The sequence below is a fragment of the Aliikangiella coralliicola genome (assembly GCF_007004725.1).
GTDB lineage: Bacteria > Pseudomonadota > Gammaproteobacteria > Enterobacterales > Kangiellaceae > Aliikangiella > Aliikangiella coralliicola.
Genome location: NZ_ML660160.1, coordinates 107,005 through 128,207 on the forward strand (window position 1 = coordinate 107,005; position 21,203 = coordinate 128,207).

A 21,203-nucleotide genomic window follows, 5' to 3' on the forward strand; every position below is an offset into this window, starting at 1 on the left:
GAAGTCACTTAACTTTTCTTTATTTTTATTGGGCGTTTTTAAATTTTCTTTTAATCAGGTCCCATGATTCACACTTTTTGTCCTGATATTAATACTGCCTGTTTTTTGTGTCATGTATCGTGACCGGTTCAAGCAACTGTCTAATAATGAAGAGGCAATACTGATGTTAGAAAAGCTGATGTTTAAAAAGCTGATATTAAAAAAACTGGTCATGCTTGGCACTTTAATGCTGAGTTCCTTAAATGCATATTCCGATCCACTCAAATCTGCAATTCTATATGTTGGCCCAACGAATGTGGCTTCCGCCGATCCTGGCGCTGTTGATGGATACAATTGGGTAAAATGGTCTAAAACTGATATTGATCGTTTTTCCGACAGCACTAACGGCTTTATTATCATGCCGACTGGTGGACATGCTAACTCGTATGAGTATGCCAATTACAAGTACAACGCCTATAACCCTTGGCAGCCTAATAACACTTACTATAATTACTCTTTGTACATTAAAGATATTCGCAAGACTGTCCAGTCTATTTACGAAAGCCGAGGTACTAGTTCGTCAGTTTATATTTCGATGCCGAGGTATCGAAACCACTGGACCAACCCTTATTATCGATATTACAGCGACGCGCCGGTTCGAGACTTTATGGTTGACCTTAAAGCGAATGTTGACGCGGTCACTGGTGGTAATAGTGCGTTTTGGGATAATAGCGTGAAAGGATTTTATATTGTTGAAGAAACCTTTGACGGTTGTGTACAACTCAATACCTCGGGATTTTGTGTGAACAACGAAGGCTATGATGGGGATTTCAAGTATTTCCGCGACGTTCGTTCAAAACTCAACAACATTCATCCTGGAAAAGAGCTTATCTGGGCACCTCATTACGCGGTTGAAGGAGATAACTACCACGGTGGAGGTGATACAACACCTTATAAGAAGTTAAGTCAGACTTTAAAGTGGCAAAATATTAATGGAACCATCTTTGACCGAATTTTAATGCAGCCTGGTTATGCGAATGCTAAGCCTTGTTCTAATTGTTTTAGAATTATCGCGGATAGACTGAATACTCAATCGATTAATGGTGTACCTGCTGGAAACACTCGCCTTGGTGCTGTCATGGAATTGATCGATGGTAATGATGCTAATAATGAATATTACGCGCAACGCCTGCAATTTTACCGGCACAATACTGACTTTACTTTCTACTTTTCTGCCTGGAAAGGGACGATTGAGCCTTGGATCAACCCTTTTTACAATGGTGTGAAATACTACGAGTAAGTTATTACATTCATTAGAAGCGACCTTATTTCCGATTAAATCGGCTAAAAGGATCGCGCTAGATTAAGGCCGACATCTAATCTGTGTCGGCCTTTTTATACTAACAAATTTCGCTGCATCTTTATTTGAGATGATTTTGCTTTTCGCCAATTCATTTTATTTGCTAAAACACCTTTAAACTAAAATTATCCTTTTATTTTTTGCCTTTTCGTGAAATATTGTTGATGTATGGTTTGAGAGTTGAATACTCTGAATAGATTCCAAATCAAATAACAAAAAGCGCAATAGCGCAAACGAACAATAAAAATAACTTAAAAGCAGAGTATGGACGACACACAAGCGAAACCGCAGCAGTATCCAAATCGTTACCAGGTCGGCGACTTTATCGTCGATGTCAATGCTGCGAACGTCACCAACAGAGAATCTGGGCAAAAGTGCCAACTTAAAGAAAAAGCTCTTAAAACTCTCTTGGTTTTTCTCGAAGAGCCTGATAAATATTTTTCCAATGAAATACTGATTGAGCGTGTCTATGACAATGTTTCAGTTGGTACCAGCACGGTTGCGCAAAATATTAAGCAGTTGCGAGATGCTTTTGACGATAAAGATAAAAGCATTTTTAAGAATCGGTTAAAAGTAGGCTATCGATTGACGTTAGAGGTCTCTGAATATGATGCGCCTGTCCTGGATGAACCTGTTTCGGCTACGTCTGTCGTGGACTCGCCGGAAGTATCGCCGCAGCAATTTCAGTGGAATAGCGTTTTGGCCGTGTTGTTTGTCGTAATTGTGGGAATAGTCTGGTTTCAAATGAGTAAGGAATCTGAGGTTAATTCAGCCGCTGATCCGTTGCTCACACAAACTCCCTTAACTGCTTCTAAAGGGCAGGAGTATTTTCCCAGCTTGTCACATGATGGTCAGTGGCTACTCTTTAGTCATCGATACCAATCCCGTGGTTGGGCGTTGCGGATTAAGAATATGCAGACTGGTCGTAGTGAAGAGCTCTTATCTGGCGCAGATTACAGTTATAAGCACGGCCAGATGACCAGAGATGGCCAACGAATTTTGTTTACTCGTTTGAGCTCGGGAAAGTGTGAATTAATGGAAGGGCATTTTGATAATGCGACGATTCAATTGACTAAGATTCGAACTTTGTATTCCTGTAGCGCCAACGCCGAAGGAGCGAGAATTGTAGAAGGTCACCATGCTGATCAGTATATTTTTTCAAACGGACCGGCTGTTGATGCACCCTATTCATTATTTGTTTTTTCAACGGTAACCGGTCGAACAGAGCAAATAACTGCACCGCCAACAACTGGCCACGGCGATTATTTTATGAGTCTTTCGCCGGATCGATCAAAGTTAGCGTTTTTGCGCAACACGCAGAAGTATGTCACCGAAATTCGAATCTTTGATTTAGAAAAGCGAAACGATATTTTGCTTGAGAAGGTTAATAACACTTTGTTTACGGTTAACTGGTCATGGTCGGGTGATTCGTTGATCTATAAGAACAAATTGAATCAGGTGGTTTCTCTGGATATGAATAGCAGACAAAATAACGTCATTAAGCAAGCTCGGGGGCCAATCTACGCGCCCTTTGCGCTCGATGGTTCGAATGAGAGAATCGGATTAATAGGTGGTAGTTTGGTTGACCATGATATTGTCTATCGAGATTTTGAGAGTCAAGACGAGAAAACGTTATTAGACAGTTCTTTTTCAGATACGTTAGTGGTCTATTCGCCGAATAAAAACCGATTGGCCTGGGTATCAAACCGCAGTGGTCTTTATCAGCTCTGGCTAAAAGTGGGTGACGAGGTAGAAAATGTTATTACCGCTATTCAGAGTAATGGCCGCTTCACCTCGCTGGATTTTAGTGCAGACGGTGAAAAGTTAGGCGGAACTTTCGAAGGGCGATGGTTTATTTACAATATCCGTGAGAATGAAATTGTCTGGAGTTCTGAATCTGAACATCGTTTTACTAATTTTGCCTGGCAACACGATGGTGAGTCGGCATATATTCTGGACACTTATGCCCATGAGTCGGTGATGAAACTGTTGGATGTCGCAGAAGGCATTACAACGCGTTATTCTCGGTTTCCTGATGCCAACCTGGTTAAGGAGTCTCCCGATGGTCTCTGGCTTTTTGCCTGGTTTCAGGGGAGTCATCGTTTTATTCGGTTAAATCAGCAAACACAGGAGCTGCTGGAAATTAGCACGAGTAATCAGACTGCACAAACCAATCACTGGGCTATTTCTAATCATCAAATCATCTGGGTAGATAAGCCTGCAGATGGTCCTTCTTTTCTAAAACGATTGCCGCATCAAGAATCTGTTTCATTACAAGTGAGTGATAAACCTTATTCTGGTTGGTTGACGGTATCGGGTAGTGAAACGGCGGTCATTTTGACTACTCGCTCTCGGGGCAACATAGAATTGATAGAAATTTAGCGTGATCAACAAATTTTCATAACTTCTTCAACACTTTTTCAAAACTTAATAGATAAATTTCAATAGCTTACATCTGTCATTAGCAAATGCGATAAGGCGGGTGTGATCATGAGTTATATTAAGTTGTTAACAGTTTTCATCGCTTTTATGTCGGCTTTTATCGAAGAACCTTCTTCGGTGACTACAGAAGCGGCTCCCTTAAAAAAAGTTTATAACACTTCGTGCGAGCCTTTTCCTGAGTGTGAAATTGAGGCATATGAAACTCAGGGAGGGTAAGTTTTTGAGTCATTCAGTCATTCTTTTGGAAATTGGATATGCCGTCTAAACCTTATTTATTGAATAAGCGACCTCAAAATGGTGGTGAGCATGAAGTACATAGTTTGTATGAGTGTGAGCATTTGCCAAATATTGAGTTTCGAATTCCGCTGGGTTCATTTCAAAATTGTATCGAGGCCGTGAGTGCGGCGAAGCAGAAGTTTCCCGGCCATGTGATTGATGGTTGTAAATTTTGCTCTCCGCAATGTCATACGCGTTAGTTTGGACTGGTTTGGTGGGTTAGTTTGGTGAAAGTGAGATTGTAATTAAGTGAAAGCCGGTGGTTGTTTAGCGAGCGGCATTGGATATTGATGGGAACTCCGTTATGAAGAAATGGTTTGTTCTTGCTGCTTTGGGTGTTGTTGTTTTAATCATTCAAGTTGATGCAAAGGAGCCGTTATCTGATAAGGAAGTCACGAACATTTTAATTAAGCAATCGATCCGAAATTATTCGGGTAATTGCCCTTGTCCTTACAATCGGGATAGAGCGGGAAGGCGTTGTGGAAAAAGGAGCGCTTGGAGTAAACCGGGTGGGGCGTCTCCGCTTTGTTTTGCTTCGGATGTGACTAAGGAGATGATAGGGGAGTTTCGTCGGGGGACTAAGTCTTCAAAATAATCAATATTGTTGTTTTTATTAGCATCATTTTTGGGTTTATACATTTTAAGGGTAAAGGGAGTTAGGTTTTGATTGATAAAGATAAAGAAGATGTTCTGAAAGTTGGCAAACTAGTTATTTATAAAAATGCGTTGATATATCAAAACTCGGTAATTCAAATTAGCAACATATGTTCAGTGTGGGTAGCTGATCAAAGTTATGTGATACAACACAGTGTTCCAGGTTGGGTAAAAATCTTAGGCATTATCGGTGGTCTGTTGGTTTTTCTTTCGCTGTCAGGAAAAGGAGGAATTTTTCTCCTTGTAGGGTTAATTCTCGTTGTTGCTGCGATTGTTGGGTATGTAAAACACAAACCGAGCACACCTATTTCAAAATATGCACTCGGCGTTGAAAGAGCTTCTGGGAGAATTATGTTTTTTTCGGCACGGGATAAGGGGTTTGTCAAAAAGATGGCTCGTACGCTTGTTGAGGCGATCTCTGATACGAAAGAAACTTCTGAAGCAGTTGTTATGAATTTTGATAATAAATCTATCAATATTGAAAGTGTGACCGGTTCAAACATTGTCGGTGGGGATGTTGTCGATAGTTTGGTGGAGAGTAAAAAAAATGACGGATATTAAAGTCGGCGATTCTAAAAACTCAGTTATCGTTGGTGGTTCGGTAAGTAATAGTACTGTCAGTGTCAATGTGCAAAATAGTGATATGAAAATATTCGATGATTTACAAAATGCGCTTGCAGAAATTGATGACGAGAATACTAGAAAATCACTTGAGGTGGCGATTGAACAAATGAAAGGTTCGGTTGGTACACCGACTTTCGCAACGCACTATAAAAATTTTATGAGCATTGCATCTGATCATGTAACTGTTTTGTCGCCCTTTATTTCAAATCTAGCGCAACTGCTGGTTTGAAAGAATAATCAAATTCGGTGTTTTGGGTTTAAGCTTCATTTTCCATTTAAGAAGTTGAGGATTTTTAGATGGGTATTAGACGAATGGAATTTGTTGCTTAGACCATTTTTTGGGAGAGGTTTGTATGATTTATGATATTGGACAAAAGCCCGGAAAAGGTATTTATCAGTGTACTAGTTGTGCTCGGATTTTGATTACTTTGGAGAATGATGGTGATCGTTTGCCGCCTTGTGAAACTTGTGGGAGTGGGCCTGGGGTTAAGTATTTGAAGATTGGGTAGGTGGTGATTGTAAATTATCTCAGTATGGAGTTTTTTTAATTAAAAAAGAACGAGTTTGGGAATGTTTAGTGTCATCGTTGACTATGGGGAAGTTTCTGTTTCCGACCCAAAGCGGACATTGATAAAATTATTTTCTGCTGAGTTTAATTTGGAACTCATAGTAATTAAATTATTTGTTTAAATCCCTGTCGTTAAAAGAAATCCACTGGGAATGGTAAATGCTAAAGAGAATAAAACTAGTACAGGGAATAGGAAGTTTTGGTCAGACTCGTGGTAGTTCGTTTGAGCTGGCAAAAGTAAATGTCGTTTATGGGGAAAATCGAAATGGAAAAAGTACACTTTGTGATGTTCTTCATTCTCTAGAATCCAATAACCCTGAGTTAATTTTAAATCGAAAATCGATCCCTGGTGATGCAACTAAACCGCCTAAAGTCGAGTTACAATTTGAGGCAAGCGCAGGTAATCATGTAGCGCGCTTTGAAAATAGAGCTTGGCAAGTGGCGGCGCCCGATTGCTCTAAGCTTTACGTGTTTGACCACAGTTTTATTCACCGAAATGTTATCACTGGTCAAAAACAAGAGCGACAAAACTCAGAGAATGTAACGGGCTTTATTCTGGGAGAGGCCAATACTGCGCTATATAAGCAATTGGCTGATCTTAATGAATCAGTACGCGCAGAGCGCAGTCACCTAACGAATCTAGAGCGACAGATAGGGACACACGGGATAGCCAATGCGCAAGAGTACGCAAACTCGGCAATGCCTACGCAGTTAAAGCAAGAGCTGGAGATGCAAGCCTCAGAACAAAAGCTGAGAGAGCAGCAGATTGCCACTACCATACAAAATGCTGATGCTATAAGGGCAAGGCGAGTTCTCGTTTCTATTGCCCAGCAGGTCGATTACAATCCAGCGATCAATAGAATAAACTCAACACTTGCGGCAAATCTTCAAAACGTGCATCAAGGTGCGCTTTCTGTTCTTGAAGCTCATATATCTCACCATGTAAATAATTCGGGAGCGTTTAAAGGCTGGGCAGCGCAGGGGCTTGGCTTTGTTAAAGGTGAGTCTTGCCCGTTTTGTGGGCAGGGGCTTGGTGAGGGAGAAAAGGGGCTAATTGCCACCTATCAGCAGGCATTCAATACTGAGTTTGACAACTTCAATAACGGGGTCAAACAGGTACTTGACCAACTACGTCAGCCGTTTTTACTTACTGATATGAAAGAACATATAGGCCATCTACATCAAGCTAATAAAGATTCGATAGCTCTTTACATTGAACCCGAAATTTCTGCCAATTCTGCTTTGCCCAATTTTATCACATCACTAGACCAGCAATTTCAGGCGGTGTTATCAGCTTACGATTCATTAGAAAGTAACAGACAGGCGGCCACGAACTTTTGGTTGCCAATTTTAAATCAGAAGTACAGCGTGCCGTATGAACCTATACAGGTAATAGATTTTTCTGCTCTTCTAGGAACAGTGGAGGTGTACAATCAAACCATTTATAGTTACTGGCAGGTATGTGAACAAATTAATGGGTTATTAACTCAATTTAAAGCTTCTATTGAAGCTTCGCAGCTACGTAATGAAATGTCGCAGTTAACGCAGAGTTACAATGCGACTATGGGACTTATCAAACGTATTGATTTAGAGCCGCTATGCAATCAGTACAGAGAAAAAAGTCTCCAAGTATTGACAGCCGAAGCGACCTACAATCAGAGAAAAGAACAGCTTGAACAATCCCAGAGTGCTTATTTAGAAAATTATTTTGATTCGGTGAACAGATTGTTTACTGCGCTTGGCAGTAATGATTTTGAGATTGATAAGGTAGCGAATAATCGTGGAAAGCAGGTAGTCTATGAGGTACGGGTGAAGTTTAAAGGTCAACCTATTCCTGTGGATAAGGTTAACTTTGTATTCAGTGAATCAGATAGAAGGGCTTTGGCGTTGTGTATTTTCTTGGCGAAGGTTATTTCCCTATCGCCAGAAGAGAAGTCTAAGGCAATTTTAGTGTTTGATGATCCGGTCACAAGTTTTGATAATGAAAGAATTACCCTGATTCTCAATAAGCTTGACGAGTTACAGCGTGAGGTTAAGCAGCTTATCATAACGACTCACTACAAAGGAATGGCATCGAAGGCCGTTAAGAAGTTTCGGCAGGCAGCTAAGTCTGTAAGGCTCGTGCGTACGGCGAATGGTATTGATATTAGTGCTGTTGATAACGATACAATGACAGCGACCGAACATGATGCAGCCTTTGATCGGATTAAGGCATTTGTAGATCGAGAGGTTAACGACAACATCATTACCGAATTACGACCATTCTTTGAGGTGGAAATACGAGGTAGGTATAAGAAGCAGCTCACAGAACTTGGTGTTAGCAAGGAAGACCTATCTGTTTGTATCAATACATTATGCAATAACGGAATTATTTCAAATTCTCTTGCTGCGCAGCTAAATGCTTTGCGAGATTCACTGAATACTCCAATGCATGAAATAGGACAAGGTGCGCTAGAGAACACAAGATCTATAGCTAGTCAGATACTTGATGTAGTGTATAACGAACTAACAGCCTGAGCTCTTAGACGGGAAGTAATAGGCTGGGATTCGATAGAAAATGAATGTCCGCTTATGGCCAAACGACGAATGCTGAAGATGACAGGTAAATATCTTAAAGCAGACCTATAATATATTCATCTCACATTAAAGAAATGTTATTCAAGAGAAAAGAGACACTTTCTAACTTATTAAAATTAAGCCGTTATCACTGAATGCACTTAGGCATTCTATACGGCTAGACTCATATAATAGCACGTGAGAATTTTAAGAGTTGCTGTAAGATAATGATTTTAACGGTATATCTCATTTAACTGGTGCGGTGGTCATGTTATTAATAAGATTTACTGCATTTAATAAGTTATAGCTGCCAGCGAATACATCGATGTCTCAATTAGATCTAATAAGTATATTTATTTCAACTAAAAGATTAGAGAATTTCAATGGCAAAAGAAATAACGCGAAAAAATCAGACAGTCCCACCGTCATCTGATCTAAAGAACCAAATTGATCCTAAAAATACAGTTCCAGAAGACTTGCAAGACTCCGACTATGAGTCAGATATATGGAGTCGCATTGATGCCACACCTGTAAAGCCACCATTCCTAAAGAAAGAGGAGTTTGAGAAGAGTCCTCAAAGGAGGGAGTTGTTTAGGATTATTCTATATGCGACACATGAACGAGAAAAAGAAATACTGCTACATAATCAGGCTCGTGTATTTAGTAGTATTCTACAATCTGTTTCCTTGTCGGTAGGAGCTTTCCTGAACAGACCATGGACTCCGAAGTCTTGGTATCAAAATGAGCCTAAAATAATTGATGAATCCATAGGAAAAAATACAGTAAATGAACCCAGAAGAAATAAGCCAGAAAATGAGGATGTCGAAAGAGAATACAGTAGTTTTAAGAAGTCCAACGGACTAAAGTTGCTAATCGCTGGATTCTTAACCCCGAAGTATTTTCTAACGGCAGCGTTATCGGTACTTGCGCTGGCCACGGGATATAGTCAGTGGAAAATAATGACTCTGAACGACCAAATTAGTACGTACGAGCAAGTTTTGAAAACAACCAAAGAAAATAGTGCTGCACTTGAGGCCAGAATAAAGACTATAGATTTAGATATTGAGACGAGGGATCGAAAACTAAAAAAAGCCCAAGATGAATTACGAATATCTGAAGAACAAAATGTTAAGCTGAGAAACACTACTGAAACACAGCTTGTACAGGTTAATACACAATTAGCTAGAATTAGTGAGTTAGAAGAACAACTAAAGCAGGCGAACACTGGTCTAGTAGCGACAGCAAAGGACTTGGTTAACTCGCTTAATGGAGAAAAGAAAACTGTATCTGAATTACGAACACAGAATGAAATCTTCAAAAGAGAATTAGAGCTTACAAAGGGCTCTCTTGATTCTCAAGTGAAAGCGCGAATCGGTATGGAAGGAAGGGTATCAGACCTACAAGGTACCATAACGTCATTAAATAAAGATGTTGCAGACCTTCAACTAAAGATTACGAAACTCAATAAAGACAAAAATCTTCTAGCTTTTTCCGAAAGTGCTATTAGTAATATTGAGTACGTTGCTACCAGATGGGATCCTGTGGCATCAAAGGACGTACTTGCCCATATAAAATCATACCGAGAGAAAAAAGAGAGGCACCGCTAGTCATGCTAATTCGTTCAGGTGCTAACAAGGTGCTGCTATGGACGAGACTACGTTGCGTTTTGCCTTGCTCTAGAGTACGGCGTAATGTCTGCTTCTGGCCGAAGTTTTATATACTGAAGATGACAGGTTGAAATATGAAAGTGGACGTTGGAATTTTTCTTTGCGAGTGTTTTGCCCTTGATTTGAAAGGCACAATAGAAAAGTAAATGAAATAATAGAGAATCTATTAAAGGTACGTGGGGATATACATGGATATAACATATTTGATAGATATACTAGTAGCGCCATTCTATGCCATATTGGTTGAAGTGGCTGTAGCATTAGTCATTTCAGTTATTGATAAAGAAACTTACATATCATTAGGACATCGCTTTCTAAGTTGGTTCCCACATACCACTAAGATTATATTCAAGTCACTCATTTATTTTTATGTTTTTGTTATAGCTTGGATATTTTTGTTTTATCTAATATATATTGACTCTCATAGCTTTCACTTATCAGAAAGTGATGTACGTTCTCACCGTCTTAGCGGGTTATACGACTTTATACGATTTCCAATTATTTTTTCAGGTGTATTTACTTATGCTTTTATTTGGTATCTTTCATTCTTCGGAATATTTTATTTAGCATATCTTGTTCTAACACACCAGTCGGAACGGTATAGTGAACCACGTATGATAGATAAAAGGGAAATGCTTAAATATATTTGGTTTGCATTGAATGTTATCATTTTATCTTTGTTATGGAATCATTACGGAGCTGCGATACCGGTATATGAAAATGGGAGTTTTAATAGTAGAGAAGGAATAGGTAATTGGGTTCATCAATACAATAACACATGGTTTCCACTTTTGATGCTAGTCATTTTAAATTCTATTGCCCTTTTGTTTATTATTATCGCCAAACTGAAAAAAAATTAGGTTAAAATCTAGAGAATAGTCAATTCATGAACGCCCGTTTATGGTTGGTATAAATTTAATAGTTGACTACGGTATGTTCTAAATGAAAGTCCATATGTGTTGAGGGAGGAATGTATGAGTAAGAACAAGAAAAACAGCATATCTCTTTTTAGAGAAACGCTCTTTGGGATGATAGTATCGTTTTTAGTAGCTGTTTTTTCGGCTCTAGTTACGTCATGGACTTCAGAAACTGCTGATCTTTCAATTAAGTCCTTTCTCGACTTATTCTCTACCATACATTGGACATTATGGTTCATTGTGACATTGACAGTTTTCGTAGTAGTTAGCACTATAGTTTCGTTCAGAGATAAAGGTGATATCTGGTCTGTTATTTTCAAAATACCAGTATGGAAAGATTTAAGATCGTTTGCCGATCAAAAAGTGGCCAAGATTTCTTATTTTATATTGGTGGCAATTCCAATATCAGTTTACATCACTCACTTAAATCCAACGAATATTCCAGCACTAAATAATATAGAAATTCCAATTAATATAAAGTTTACTTTTTTTGCTTCATGGTTTTTTACTATAGCGCTTATCCTATTTACAATAGGTTTTCCTAAAGAGTTCATATTAAGTAACCCCATTGAAAAGGCCAAAAATCTTAATATTGTAATGAACTCCGTAACGGAAACGAATCTAAAAATTCAGGAGCCGGTAGAAATTGATGATCCCGAACTTGATAAGTCAAATTTGATTCTACGTGCATTTACCTACGAGTTTTACTTGCTGGGTATTCTTTGCTCATTAGCTGTTTTGATAAGAAGTGGGTGGTACGTAGGAAATGCTTAGTAAGAATTTTTTTAATGTCCGCTTTTGGCCGAACATTGCAGCCTGGAGAGACTTTGGTTACTATCAGTAAAACTTATATATACGAACATAAAGTCCGTTCTACCAAACAGTTATAGCTATGCGAGGAAACAATAAATGTCGAAGGAAGACTGCGTTGATTTGAAGCAGTTGATAATGACTTTCATGGAGATGCACATGAAAGAGTACATAAATCCTATGTACCATTATGTCAAAGATAATCCGGAGTTAATAAAGACGGTACCAGGTTTCTTGATGAGTCCAGCCTCTATTTCTGTGTATTTAGGACGCACTCACATTGGTGTGGAGTTTGATGGTCCTGAATTCATTACAGAGCTAAAGCCAGGCTCACATATAGAAATGAAGTATTTTGATTACTCAATAGAAAAGTGTAATTTAGTTGAAAAAATTATTGGTTTTAAATTTGATTCAACTAGACCTATCCCTCTACCATTGCCGCAAGTTTCTGAAGATCTAATTTTTCCTACAAATCGTGGCATTGATAAATTACGCGAATTGAAGTGGAATTTTTCAGCTCAAAACTCAATCATGGGTTTTAATGTTCCCTCACCTTCTGTGATAGAAGGACGTTTTACTCGTGTTATTAATGCTTTTTTCTTTGATGCTGATGAGTCAGGGTTAATAACCCGACAAATCAAGTGGCTTGACTTGATTCCTATTGAATTTGATGGTGACGACGCAGAAGTTGACACGTTTAGCTTTGATTTAAGTATGTACAAAAACTTAATAAAACATGATGCACATTATGTGTATCCCGCTCCTGATGAATTTAAGTTCATACAATTACCTAAAATAAATAGATTTGTTGAATTATGGGGAAACAAGAGTTCCAGTGAAGTTATGATCACAAACTTCATAAGCAAACAAGAGAATAAATTTATATTGTCAATGAAGTTCGGTGCTACAGATATACACTCTGAACTTACATGCCACTGGCAAAGCGAAGAAAGAAAAGTTATCAGACCTGATTTCTTCGTTGTACAGCCAAATGGTTACGCAGATATTGTTGAGTTTAAGTTACCTGATATCCCCAAGTCTTTTGTAGTAGGTTCTGAAAATCGGGAAACATTTTCAGCATGGCTAAATTCGTATATTTCACAAACTCGGGTTTATGTATCATATTTCGATGACCCAAATAATCGACGTTGGTTTGAAGAGAAGTATGGATTTAAAGTTCACAAGCCTAAGCGCTATCTAGTTGTTGGCCGCAGACACGACTTTAAAGCGGACGTATGGCGTGAAATTCAGGCTGATTTTAGAGACCTGGAAATAATTACATTTGATGACCTGATAGATGGTGTCAAAGCACAATTTTACCAATAGGTGTAAACTGTTTAAAAGTGATTCGCAACGCGTGGCATTTTTACTATGCGTTGCATTTAGTGTTTAAGGTGATTTGTTGAGGCCTCGTGAGCAAGGGTGTCAGATCACTTGATAGTCAACACGACTCTTCAACACTCTATCCACTTCGATTGTCAAGAAACTTCTTAAAAGGTGAGATTGGCGATCATCTGAACCTGCTAATGGCATCGACCATTTGGAATTTGAAAAAGTGATTAAACGCTTTTTTGTCTGCATTTTTTCGGGCTTGGTCAGGTTTTTAGCTGTCAACTGACACAGAGTTATGAACAGTCTTTGAGGAGACTCTTAACTATTAACATTGACCCAACAGTAAAGACTTAAACAACAAGCCTCCACTGATGGTGTGTTCAAGTTAAATAAACAATGTGGTGTTTCAACTAACGACACATGGAGCTATAGGTACTTCGATTGACGGTGACCGTCACTTTTTTCATGTTGATTACTATCACGGAATTATTCCAGGTCGCGCTCTGAGTCCAGTAACTAAAGGTCACCATATCACCATTGTGGGATGCTCCCCCGGTACATTGGCCAGCAAATCCAGCATTGGTGCCTCTTTTATCAACAATGGGTGTACCGATTATTTGCATTACCGCTTCCATCTCTTGAAAAAAACAGGAGTCTTTCTCATCGACGATGTTCTCACCAACTCTCTTATAAGGCCCCCAATTCCCGTTACGTGAAAAATATTTACTAAACCGAGTTCTCGTATTTAAAGCACCTCTCGGCGGTGTCAGGCTTCTTTCCAAGTTCAGGTAAGGTTGTCCATTCGAAAAACTGTAATAAATTAGTCCGCCGTCGCTCGTTTGAAGTTGAGTAAACTGGTTGCCATTGAAAATCAGTTGCACGCCCGCGCTGCCGCCGATACCGCTGCGACCGAAAGATACACCAAGGTTCAAACTTTTAATATCGGTATCACCTTCAGAATAAACGGGTATATTACCCGCCTGAATTTGCTCTTCAATATATTCGTTTACATCATTTTTAAGTGCATCCAATGAACTGTCCATTAACTCACTGTTTTCTCCCTGTGTACAATCCGGGCCACTCGAAGCACTACCATTTGAAATCACCATTTTGGCCTTGGGAACAGGTTTGTTTCCGCCATTCTCAGCCTCAAACTCCGCCTCAAAATTCCTTAAATTTTGCGCCACTTTGGCTCGTCCTTCTTTTACAATTCGAGAGAGTTCTTTCTCTTTCGCGTTTAATGACTGCCTGACTATCAGAAGCCCGTTAGCACTTTTAGATGCCCGGTACTTGATAACCTCATTAAGCGAATCATTCGCAAAGTAGTGAATTTCTGGACTGGAAGGTGGCACTACCTCTATCGTCGGCTCACATTGATCACCTCGCGAGGCAAGAGCTTGAGTTTGGCTAAATTGGCAAGAGGTCGGATCCATTACCCGGGTATATTGCGCGATAATGTTTCCCCTCAAAACGCTGTCACTGGTATTACGCGCATACTTTAAATAATTTTTGGCGAAGACGCTGCTTGAGAAAAATAGAATGGCAATTATTCCAAATATTAACCTGATAAATAGTTTCATTTTCATCATATATCCTTATTTCTGTTCCATTAGTTAAAGTTAGAATCCTCTCAGAAAGAGGTTAAGTAAGATCCCCAAGGGGATCAAATCTTTTCTTGAGTTATTTTGACTTAATCTCCATAAGCAATAAAACAACCATTAAGAAATCTCTTTCATATTTTCTCAGCATGTTTTTCAAGCAACTTTTTTTCATTCTTTATTTTTTGATAGATTTCCTCTCGAAAAACAGGAATATTTTTAGGTGATTTTATACCAAGACTCACCTTAAGATCATCCACTGCTAAGACAGTCACAGTTATGTTATCAGAAATCACTATTTTTTCATTGATTTGACGGGTTAAAACTAACATTTGCTATCTCTTTTATGAGTTACCTTTTAATTAAATAATTATGTTTCGGAACACTTCGACATGTTTGGCAATAAGCACGTAATTCTTCGATTTCCATTGTGCTATTAATGTAGGTTTTTAGCAGTTTGTCTGAAAATTCTTTATGCTTTTCTGCATTCTTCCAGACAAACCAAGCATTGAGTATCGAGGTGAGAACAATGCCCGTCATCAAGCCAATATAAAAAAGTCCAGGTTTGTCCATCCGTTTCAAAAAACAACTTTGTAAACCGTTTAACATTGACAGTTCCTTTGCGTGACTAAAATTATCTTATCCTTGGTTTAGTTTTTAACATTAGTTAACTGGTGTATTCGTTCTCTCAGAGTAGCTCATCGAATTTAAAATGGTATTCAGCCTGTAGTTTTCATAGTCATTTAGCCCGCTCAGTTTGATATTGATAAGCGACCGTTGGACGACTGCCAAAGGTTGTCTTAACTGAATAAGCTCACGGATTTCCTTTTGACATTGGTTAAGCTTTTTCTCTAACTGCTTAAGTTGTTCGAGGCTGGTTTGACTTTCTCGTTTCATGCTTACTCTCCATGGTATTTCAACCTGACATAAATGAACTTAAATTCAGGCATTACGTCTTGAAACACATTGGCTAAAAAGTAAAGAAATGGTAAGTGACGAAATCAGAAAAACGAAATAAATTGAGATAAATATCGAGTGGTGCTTTAAATTCGCCTAAATAAAGGGGGATTAATAGCGATTTCGCCTTTAATTCGCTTAAAAAAATAACTAGAGAAAATAAAATGAAGGTGAGTAAAAATATATGCTGATATCTTTATTGTTGATATCAATCTAGAAGTGAACATCAATGACTAATTCCCTGTTCGTACTTTATCCCTTATCACTAGTTAGTTATTGTTTTTGTTTTGGCTCATTGTCGCTTTCCGAGTTCCCATTTAATAACTCTAACCATTTAAGCCATTCAGAACGAGCAGCTTGAGAACTGGTTTGGTCACTGTTTCCTCCACAGTCAGGGATTGGCCGACAAGGGGCATAATAATTATCTCCTGATGTTGGCTGTTCTAGCTGATAAGCTTGCTCAGGCTCATTTTTTTCTTCAGCCCATGAAAACTGAATACCTGTTAATGAGATAAAAATAAAAATTAATCGAATGGATTGTTTCACACTGTTGCTCCGTTTTGCTGTGTCTTATATAGTCAGGAAATAATATTATATACAGGGGTACGCTGCACGGATATGCTGAATTTATTGAAAAATCCCGGCATTGAAAAAGTTGATAAAAAGAGGATCTATTATTTTGAGTTTGAAGGATGCCATTACTACCCCAAAACCGCGAAGCTAGTCGTTGATGGATCGGAATTTTTTCTGAGCAAGTACGAAAGGGAAATTCTTGAATTATTAATCAGCAGACCTGGCGAACAAATATCCAGACAGGAGATTATTGATCTTATTTGGGGAGATAAACCGTGCGCTCCTAAAACTTTTGGGAAACATATTGACCAACTGCGTGATTACCTCGGTGACAGAGGTTTAGATAAAGACTCGCAAAAGATTCAGACAATCACGCGCGGCTACTTGATTTTTAAACCCACAGTGACTCCACATTATCATGGTCTTGCACCATCTCTACGCTTACTGATTAAAGGTAGTGTAGCATCATGCTTGCTTACTGGCTTTTTAATCATTGGGGTGTCAGACGCATTTAAGTCAGAAACTTTTGAGGCGATTGAGCCTAAATTACTGACCAGTTGGAAAGCTGGCTCTAAAAGACCTGTAGTGTCACCTGACGGTAAAGTCATTATCTATTCGCGTCAGTCTAAAGATAGCACCACCTGGGATCTGTTAGTCACGAAACGACATTCCAAAACTCACAAGTGGCTGACCCATGAAACACTCCCGCATACACAAAATACCGAACCCAGTTTTTCGCCATCTGGTAAGCAGATTGTGTGGGTTCGTTCCGACCATAAAACCTTTTGCGAAGTCATCACCATGAATTTTGATACAATCTCGCTAAAAACCAGCGATAAAAAGATTGTCTATCAATGTATGCCTTCGCAACTTATTCGTACACCTCAATGGTATTCTGATTCTAGCTTGTTGTTATCATCAAGTCTCTCAAGTCAGCCTTACGGTATTATTAAGCTAAACCTTTGGACAAAAGAGTACACACAAATTACTCAACCCAAAGACACAATTTATGGTGATTATAGTATTTTTTACCACCCTGAAAGCCAACGGGCCGCTTTTTTCCGACAGTCAACAAGTACGGGAACCGAACTCAGAGTTTATGATTTTACAACACAAACTGACAGGTTAATCAGAACCTATGATCACTGGCTTTATTCTATTTCATGGAGGAACGCCGATCAGCTTGTAGCTCAATCTGATAATAGTTACGAGGTTATTAATATTGCCAATGGTAGTGTAAAAAGTGTACCGATCTCCTTTCAAGAGGCCGAGCCACTGCAATACCCGGTGTTAGTTGATGAGCATACCATTATTTTTGTCCGTGGCCCGCTAAGGGACAGGGAAGTTATCATGCATAAGCTCAATGACGACTCGACCGAACAGGTATTGACTACGTTGTTTGACGAACATCAAGGCGTTGTGGTTAAAGGGAAAAATAACAGCATTGTTTTTTCGCTCGTAGAAAATCTTAAGCATCATCTTTATCATATGATTGACAATGAAGTGACGCCCTTTGCAGAACTTCCTAGACATAGCTTGGTATTAGATATGGCTGTCTCGCCTAATGGTGAGTTAATTGCCTATCTTTTAGGCAACACACTTTTTATTAAAAATCGTCAAGGAGAGACACTTCATAGTCAGCCGCTAACATCAACCGGTTTTGCTTTTAGTCCTGATAGCCAGTATTTATTCATTGGACGGAGAACTGAGCAAGAAACGAATATATTGAGCTTATCAGTTCAAGAAGATTTCGAACCTAAGAATGTCACCACTGGAATTTTACCTAAAGTTACTCAAGACGGAACGCTCTATTTTTTACGCAAAATTAGTGATCAAGACTGGCTTTTTCGACAAACTGACACTGGCGTAGAAAAAGTTATTAAGGCTCCATTTTCAACTACCATAACCCACTCAAACACTTTTGATGTGATAGACCATTCATTATTTTATATTGAGAGCGAAAACTTGACCCGACTTGATTTAAACAACGGTGAAAAAGTAGTCATTAAAAAAATTAAAGGCAATCATTTCTCAATGAATTACGCGCAAGACTTTATGGTGTCAGTCCACGCTGTAACTGCACAAAATAATTTGATTGAGTTTAAGTTAAAGCACAGCGACGATCCTGAGTAGCCGTCTTTTTGTCATGGCATCAATGACAAATACACTCAAGGTTGTGATAGTCGTCGGTTCTTCCTTGCACTTTCGGGGGCTTATAAACAACAGCATTAAAACAAGTAGACACTCGACTTATAACTTATCTCCTACAGGCTTTGTGGTTGATTGGCCTGTATTGAATCGAATGAAATACGCTTTTATCAAATATAATTTTCTTGCAAGTTTTCGATGCTAAGATGCTTATCAGTGGAAGTTTATTCCGTTTGTAAGCTATTCTCTGCTAGTTGGGTGTCTGGCATTTTGTTGTGCAGCCAAATGACTAAGGTATTCTTATTTTGATTAGTTCAAAGTAAGAACCCTAGAGCTTCCCGTGGAAAGAACTTATTGAAGACCAAAATGAATAAAATAAAAATTACTCCTCAAGGAGCCTATGTTGGAGATAAGGAAGTCAAGCTTATTTCCTACAGCGAAACAATAGAATCAGAAATTGAGTTAAGTTTAGATGATCTAAAAGGCGTGAGGATTTGTGACTTCCCCGAACTGCTAATGGCGAGATTGAATGTTGGGGAAAATAGTACCGTAGTCGGAGCCGACTTTTATCAAATATATAGAGCTTCAGGTGGGTATTATTTTAATTTATTTTTAGGAAGAGATAATATTTTTGAGAATAACTTAGCTGTTAAGTCTGTATATAGAGAGCTGGCAGAAATAGTTTCAGAATCTGAGGAAGATAACTTACCTGAGATTTCGCATGGAGATGAAGCCTTTTATATTGTTTTTGATATAGAAATTTCGAATAATTCACTTTTTGAGCAAATTATTTCTTATCTGGAACTCAGCTCACAGCTAGTATCTAAAGCTCTACATAATATTCTAGGTTTCGTATGGGATAGTGAATATGAAACTAACGAAATAAAGTTTACACGAGAGTTGTTAATACCACTATTAACGAAAATCGGATTTGAGCATGTTAGGTTTAATCATGGTGTATCTGAGTATGGAAAAGATATTTTATTTTCCGAAAGAGATAGATTTGGGAATACTAGATATTTAGCTTCTCAAGTTAAATCTGGCAATGTTACAGGCGGTAGTGGAGCGGTAATCGATACCATTATTTCTCAAATAGATGACGCATTTTCTATTCCTGTTAATGGGGCCGGCCAGCAAAAACAATTTTATATTAGCGAACTATATATTATTTGTAGTGGAAACATAACGCAAAATGCGGTGCGAAAAATTAATGAAAAAATAGATAGTAGACTTAAAGGAAGTGTATTTTTCTTAGATATTGATGATATAACTTGGTTAGTTAAGAAATATTGGCCAATCTGATTGCTTTAATTAGTTTGCAAAAACAAGCAGACACTCTGCTTATAGACACTTTCGACTCCCTATCTGCCATAAAACCTCTATGTTCGGTCCGTACTATTTTTTATCATGTTTAAAAAAACTTCTATCTTGTTGTTTTTACAGGAGAATAATTCGAACGAAAAGCGCTCAGCAGTATTACGCCGAAGTTTGGTCCGTAGTTTTTCTGCCAAGAAAAACTTCTGAAATCTCTGTAGCCAGAGAGTTCTGGAGGTTGTAGGGAAATGTGTTAATATTTAAAAATTGAATAATCTGAATTAATATCCGTTAACTACAATGTTAGGTTATTCATTGGTTTTATAGTAAATATAAGGAATGCAGTAAATGAGGGTTTTTTTAAGGTTTTTTGGACCGCTTTGTGTTTTTGTCGGTGGTATCTTCGCAATAATTGGCTTGGTTAGCTTTTTTAAATCATTTGCAAATCCCAGCCAAGGGATGCCGGAATATTTTTGGTGCGCATTTATAGGACTCCCTTTGATTGGCGTGGGAGCTCAAATGTGCAAACTGGGTTACTTAAAACCCATAGCTGATTACGTGGTAGATGAAACTGGAGGAGCTCTATCAAAAGCTAGTAGTATTATTAAAAATGCTAATGCCACTAACTCCTATTGTACAAATTGTGGTCATGCTAATAGTCAAGGATCTAAGTTTTGTCGTAACTGCGGGACAAAAGTAACCTAACAGGACAATTAAGCAGGAAAATTTACAGCGGGCTGTTTTCACCGCGTTCAACATTTTAGCCTGCTAAAAAACAAGCAGACAGTCGGCTTATAGTTGATCTCCTACAAATTTTGCGGTTGATTAACCTGTGTCGAATTACCTAATATCGAATCGAATGAAAAATGCTTTTATCAAATTTGGTTTTCTTGCCAGGATTTAAAGCTGAAAAGGTTATTAGTGAAAGTTTACTTTGTTTGTAAGTTATTCTCAGACAGTTGAGTGTCTGGTATTTCGTTCTCTGGTATTTTGTTGCAATGGTTGCTGTTGGTTATTTGTGGAAGAGAGTAAAGTCAGATTAATAAATCAGCTAACAAAGCGCTCGTTCGGATGTTAAAAAGCGGCGCTTTTGGCCAGGCATTAGGCTCCAGGAGTTACTTCAATTCTAAATATCACACTCAAGGCCTTCGTCATATGGCTAGGGATCCTTATATTAGCAATCCTAAATGGCGTCATTCGCGAAGCTATACTTATTCCTGAGATCGGGAAAAACGCCGGCTTTATTCTTAGCGGCATTCTATTATCGACATGCATACTGTTGGTGACTTATTTTACATTGCCGTGGATAGGGAAAAGGTCGGTGACAACTTATATATTTATTGGTATTGGTTGGCTGTGTATTACTTTGTTGTTCGAATTTTCCTTTGGTTTGGCTCAAGGTAATTCTTGGTTGCAACTATTTGAGGC

At 38.5% G+C, this 21,203-nt stretch carries 21 protein-coding genes; 16 read left to right on the plus strand and 5 right to left on the minus strand.

Annotation, left to right across the window (positions count from 1 at the left end; translation table 11 throughout):
- The first annotated feature begins 163 nt into the window (after window positions 1-163).
- The 13 genes from FLL46_RS00430 to FLL46_RS00480 all read left to right on the plus strand — a co-directional run bounded on the left by FLL46_RS00430 (window position 164) and on the right by FLL46_RS00480 (window position 13,179).
- A complete protein-coding gene (locus FLL46_RS00430) occupies window positions 164-1,279 on the plus strand; it encodes a hypothetical protein (protein WP_142891447.1) in 1,116 nt (371 codons plus the stop codon).
- Between the two features lie 324 nt (window positions 1,280-1,603).
- Window positions 1,604-3,721, plus strand: a complete 2,118-nt coding sequence (locus tag FLL46_RS00435; protein ID WP_142891448.1) for a winged helix-turn-helix domain-containing protein — start codon at window positions 1,604-1,606, stop codon at window positions 3,719-3,721.
- Between the two features lie 108 nt (window positions 3,722-3,829).
- Entirely contained in the window at window positions 3,830-3,997 is a 168-nt protein-coding gene (locus tag FLL46_RS26875) for a hypothetical protein (RefSeq protein ID WP_168203975.1), read from the plus strand.
- Window positions 3,998-4,035: 38 nt separating this feature from the next.
- Entirely contained in the window at window positions 4,036-4,257 is a 222-nt protein-coding gene (locus FLL46_RS00440) for a hypothetical protein (RefSeq protein ID WP_142891449.1), read from the plus strand.
- A 104-nt stretch (window positions 4,258-4,361) separates the two neighbouring features.
- On the plus strand, window positions 4,362-4,652 hold the full coding sequence (locus FLL46_RS00445) for a hypothetical protein (protein ID WP_142891450.1): 291 nt from the start codon (window positions 4,362-4,364) through the stop codon (window positions 4,650-4,652).
- A 68-nt stretch (window positions 4,653-4,720) separates the two neighbouring features.
- Entirely contained in the window at window positions 4,721-5,272 is a 552-nt protein-coding gene (locus tag FLL46_RS00450; protein ID WP_142891451.1) for a DUF6232 family protein, read from the plus strand.
- On the plus strand, window positions 5,259-5,564 hold the full coding sequence (locus FLL46_RS00455) for a hypothetical protein (protein ID WP_142891452.1): 306 nt from the start codon (window positions 5,259-5,261) through the stop codon (window positions 5,562-5,564). Before FLL46_RS00450 ends, FLL46_RS00455 begins: the two co-directional genes overlap by 14 nt.
- Before the next feature lie 124 nt (window positions 5,565-5,688).
- Entirely contained in the window at window positions 5,689-5,844 is a 156-nt protein-coding gene (locus FLL46_RS26880; protein WP_168203976.1) for a hypothetical protein, read from the plus strand.
- Between the two features lie 218 nt (window positions 5,845-6,062).
- Window positions 6,063-8,420 (plus strand): AAA family ATPase, encoded by a 2,358-nt coding sequence (locus tag FLL46_RS00460; RefSeq protein ID WP_142891453.1) that lies wholly within the window; start codon window positions 6,063-6,065, stop codon window positions 8,418-8,420.
- Between the two features lie 422 nt (window positions 8,421-8,842).
- Complete coding sequence (locus FLL46_RS00465; protein ID WP_142891454.1) at window positions 8,843-10,066, plus strand: coiled-coil domain-containing protein; 1,224 nt, start codon at window positions 8,843-8,845, stop codon at window positions 10,064-10,066.
- A gap of 248 nt (window positions 10,067-10,314) precedes the next feature.
- Window positions 10,315-10,986, plus strand: coding sequence for a hypothetical protein (locus FLL46_RS00470; protein ID WP_142891455.1), 672 nt, complete (start codon window positions 10,315-10,317; stop codon window positions 10,984-10,986).
- Between the two features lie 114 nt (window positions 10,987-11,100).
- Entirely contained in the window at window positions 11,101-11,817 is a 717-nt protein-coding gene (locus tag FLL46_RS00475; RefSeq protein WP_142891456.1) for a hypothetical protein, read from the plus strand.
- A 195-nt stretch (window positions 11,818-12,012) separates the two neighbouring features.
- Complete coding sequence (locus tag FLL46_RS00480; protein WP_168203977.1) at window positions 12,013-13,179, plus strand: Shedu anti-phage system protein SduA domain-containing protein; 1,167 nt, start codon at window positions 12,013-12,015, stop codon at window positions 13,177-13,179.
- 416 nt (window positions 13,180-13,595) lie between these two features.
- On the opposite strand, the gene FLL46_RS00490 is transcribed toward FLL46_RS00480, so the two are convergent.
- From FLL46_RS00490 to FLL46_RS00510, 5 genes are all read right to left on the minus strand, one after another.
- Window positions 13,596-14,765, minus strand: coding sequence for a hypothetical protein (locus FLL46_RS00490; RefSeq protein WP_142891458.1), 1,170 nt, complete (start codon window positions 14,763-14,765; stop codon window positions 13,596-13,598).
- 152 nt (window positions 14,766-14,917) lie between these two features.
- Complete coding sequence (gene csrA / locus FLL46_RS00495; protein WP_142891459.1) at window positions 14,918-15,115, minus strand: carbon storage regulator CsrA; 198 nt, start codon at window positions 15,113-15,115, stop codon at window positions 14,918-14,920.
- A gap of 19 nt (window positions 15,116-15,134) precedes the next feature.
- Window positions 15,135-15,392 carry a hypothetical protein gene (locus FLL46_RS00500; protein WP_142891460.1) on the minus strand — a complete coding sequence of 86 codons (258 nt, stop codon included), beginning with the start codon at window positions 15,390-15,392 and terminating at the stop codon, window positions 15,135-15,137.
- Between the two features lie 54 nt (window positions 15,393-15,446).
- Entirely contained in the window at window positions 15,447-15,680 is a 234-nt protein-coding gene (locus FLL46_RS00505; RefSeq protein WP_142891461.1) for a hypothetical protein, read from the minus strand.
- 333 nt (window positions 15,681-16,013) lie between these two features.
- Window positions 16,014-16,286 carry a hypothetical protein gene (locus tag FLL46_RS00510; protein WP_142891462.1) on the minus strand — a complete coding sequence of 91 codons (273 nt, stop codon included), beginning with the start codon at window positions 16,284-16,286 and terminating at the stop codon, window positions 16,014-16,016.
- 72 nt (window positions 16,287-16,358) lie between these two features.
- On the opposite strand from FLL46_RS00510, the gene FLL46_RS00515 reads away from it, so the two are divergent.
- The 3 genes from FLL46_RS00515 (at window position 16,359) to FLL46_RS00525 (ending at window position 20,480) form a co-directional block, all read left to right on the plus strand.
- Window positions 16,359-18,446 carry a winged helix-turn-helix domain-containing protein gene (locus tag FLL46_RS00515; RefSeq protein ID WP_142891463.1) on the plus strand — a complete coding sequence of 696 codons (2,088 nt, stop codon included), beginning with the start codon at window positions 16,359-16,361 and terminating at the stop codon, window positions 18,444-18,446.
- A gap of 381 nt (window positions 18,447-18,827) precedes the next feature.
- Window positions 18,828-19,763: a hypothetical protein gene (locus FLL46_RS00520; RefSeq protein WP_142891464.1), complete on the plus strand. Its 936-nt coding sequence runs from the start codon at window positions 18,828-18,830 to the stop codon at window positions 19,761-19,763.
- Between the two features lie 360 nt (window positions 19,764-20,123).
- Window positions 20,124-20,480 carry a zinc-ribbon domain-containing protein gene (locus FLL46_RS00525; RefSeq protein ID WP_142891465.1) on the plus strand — a complete coding sequence of 119 codons (357 nt, stop codon included), beginning with the start codon at window positions 20,124-20,126 and terminating at the stop codon, window positions 20,478-20,480.
- Window positions 20,481-21,203 lie beyond the last annotated feature (723 nt).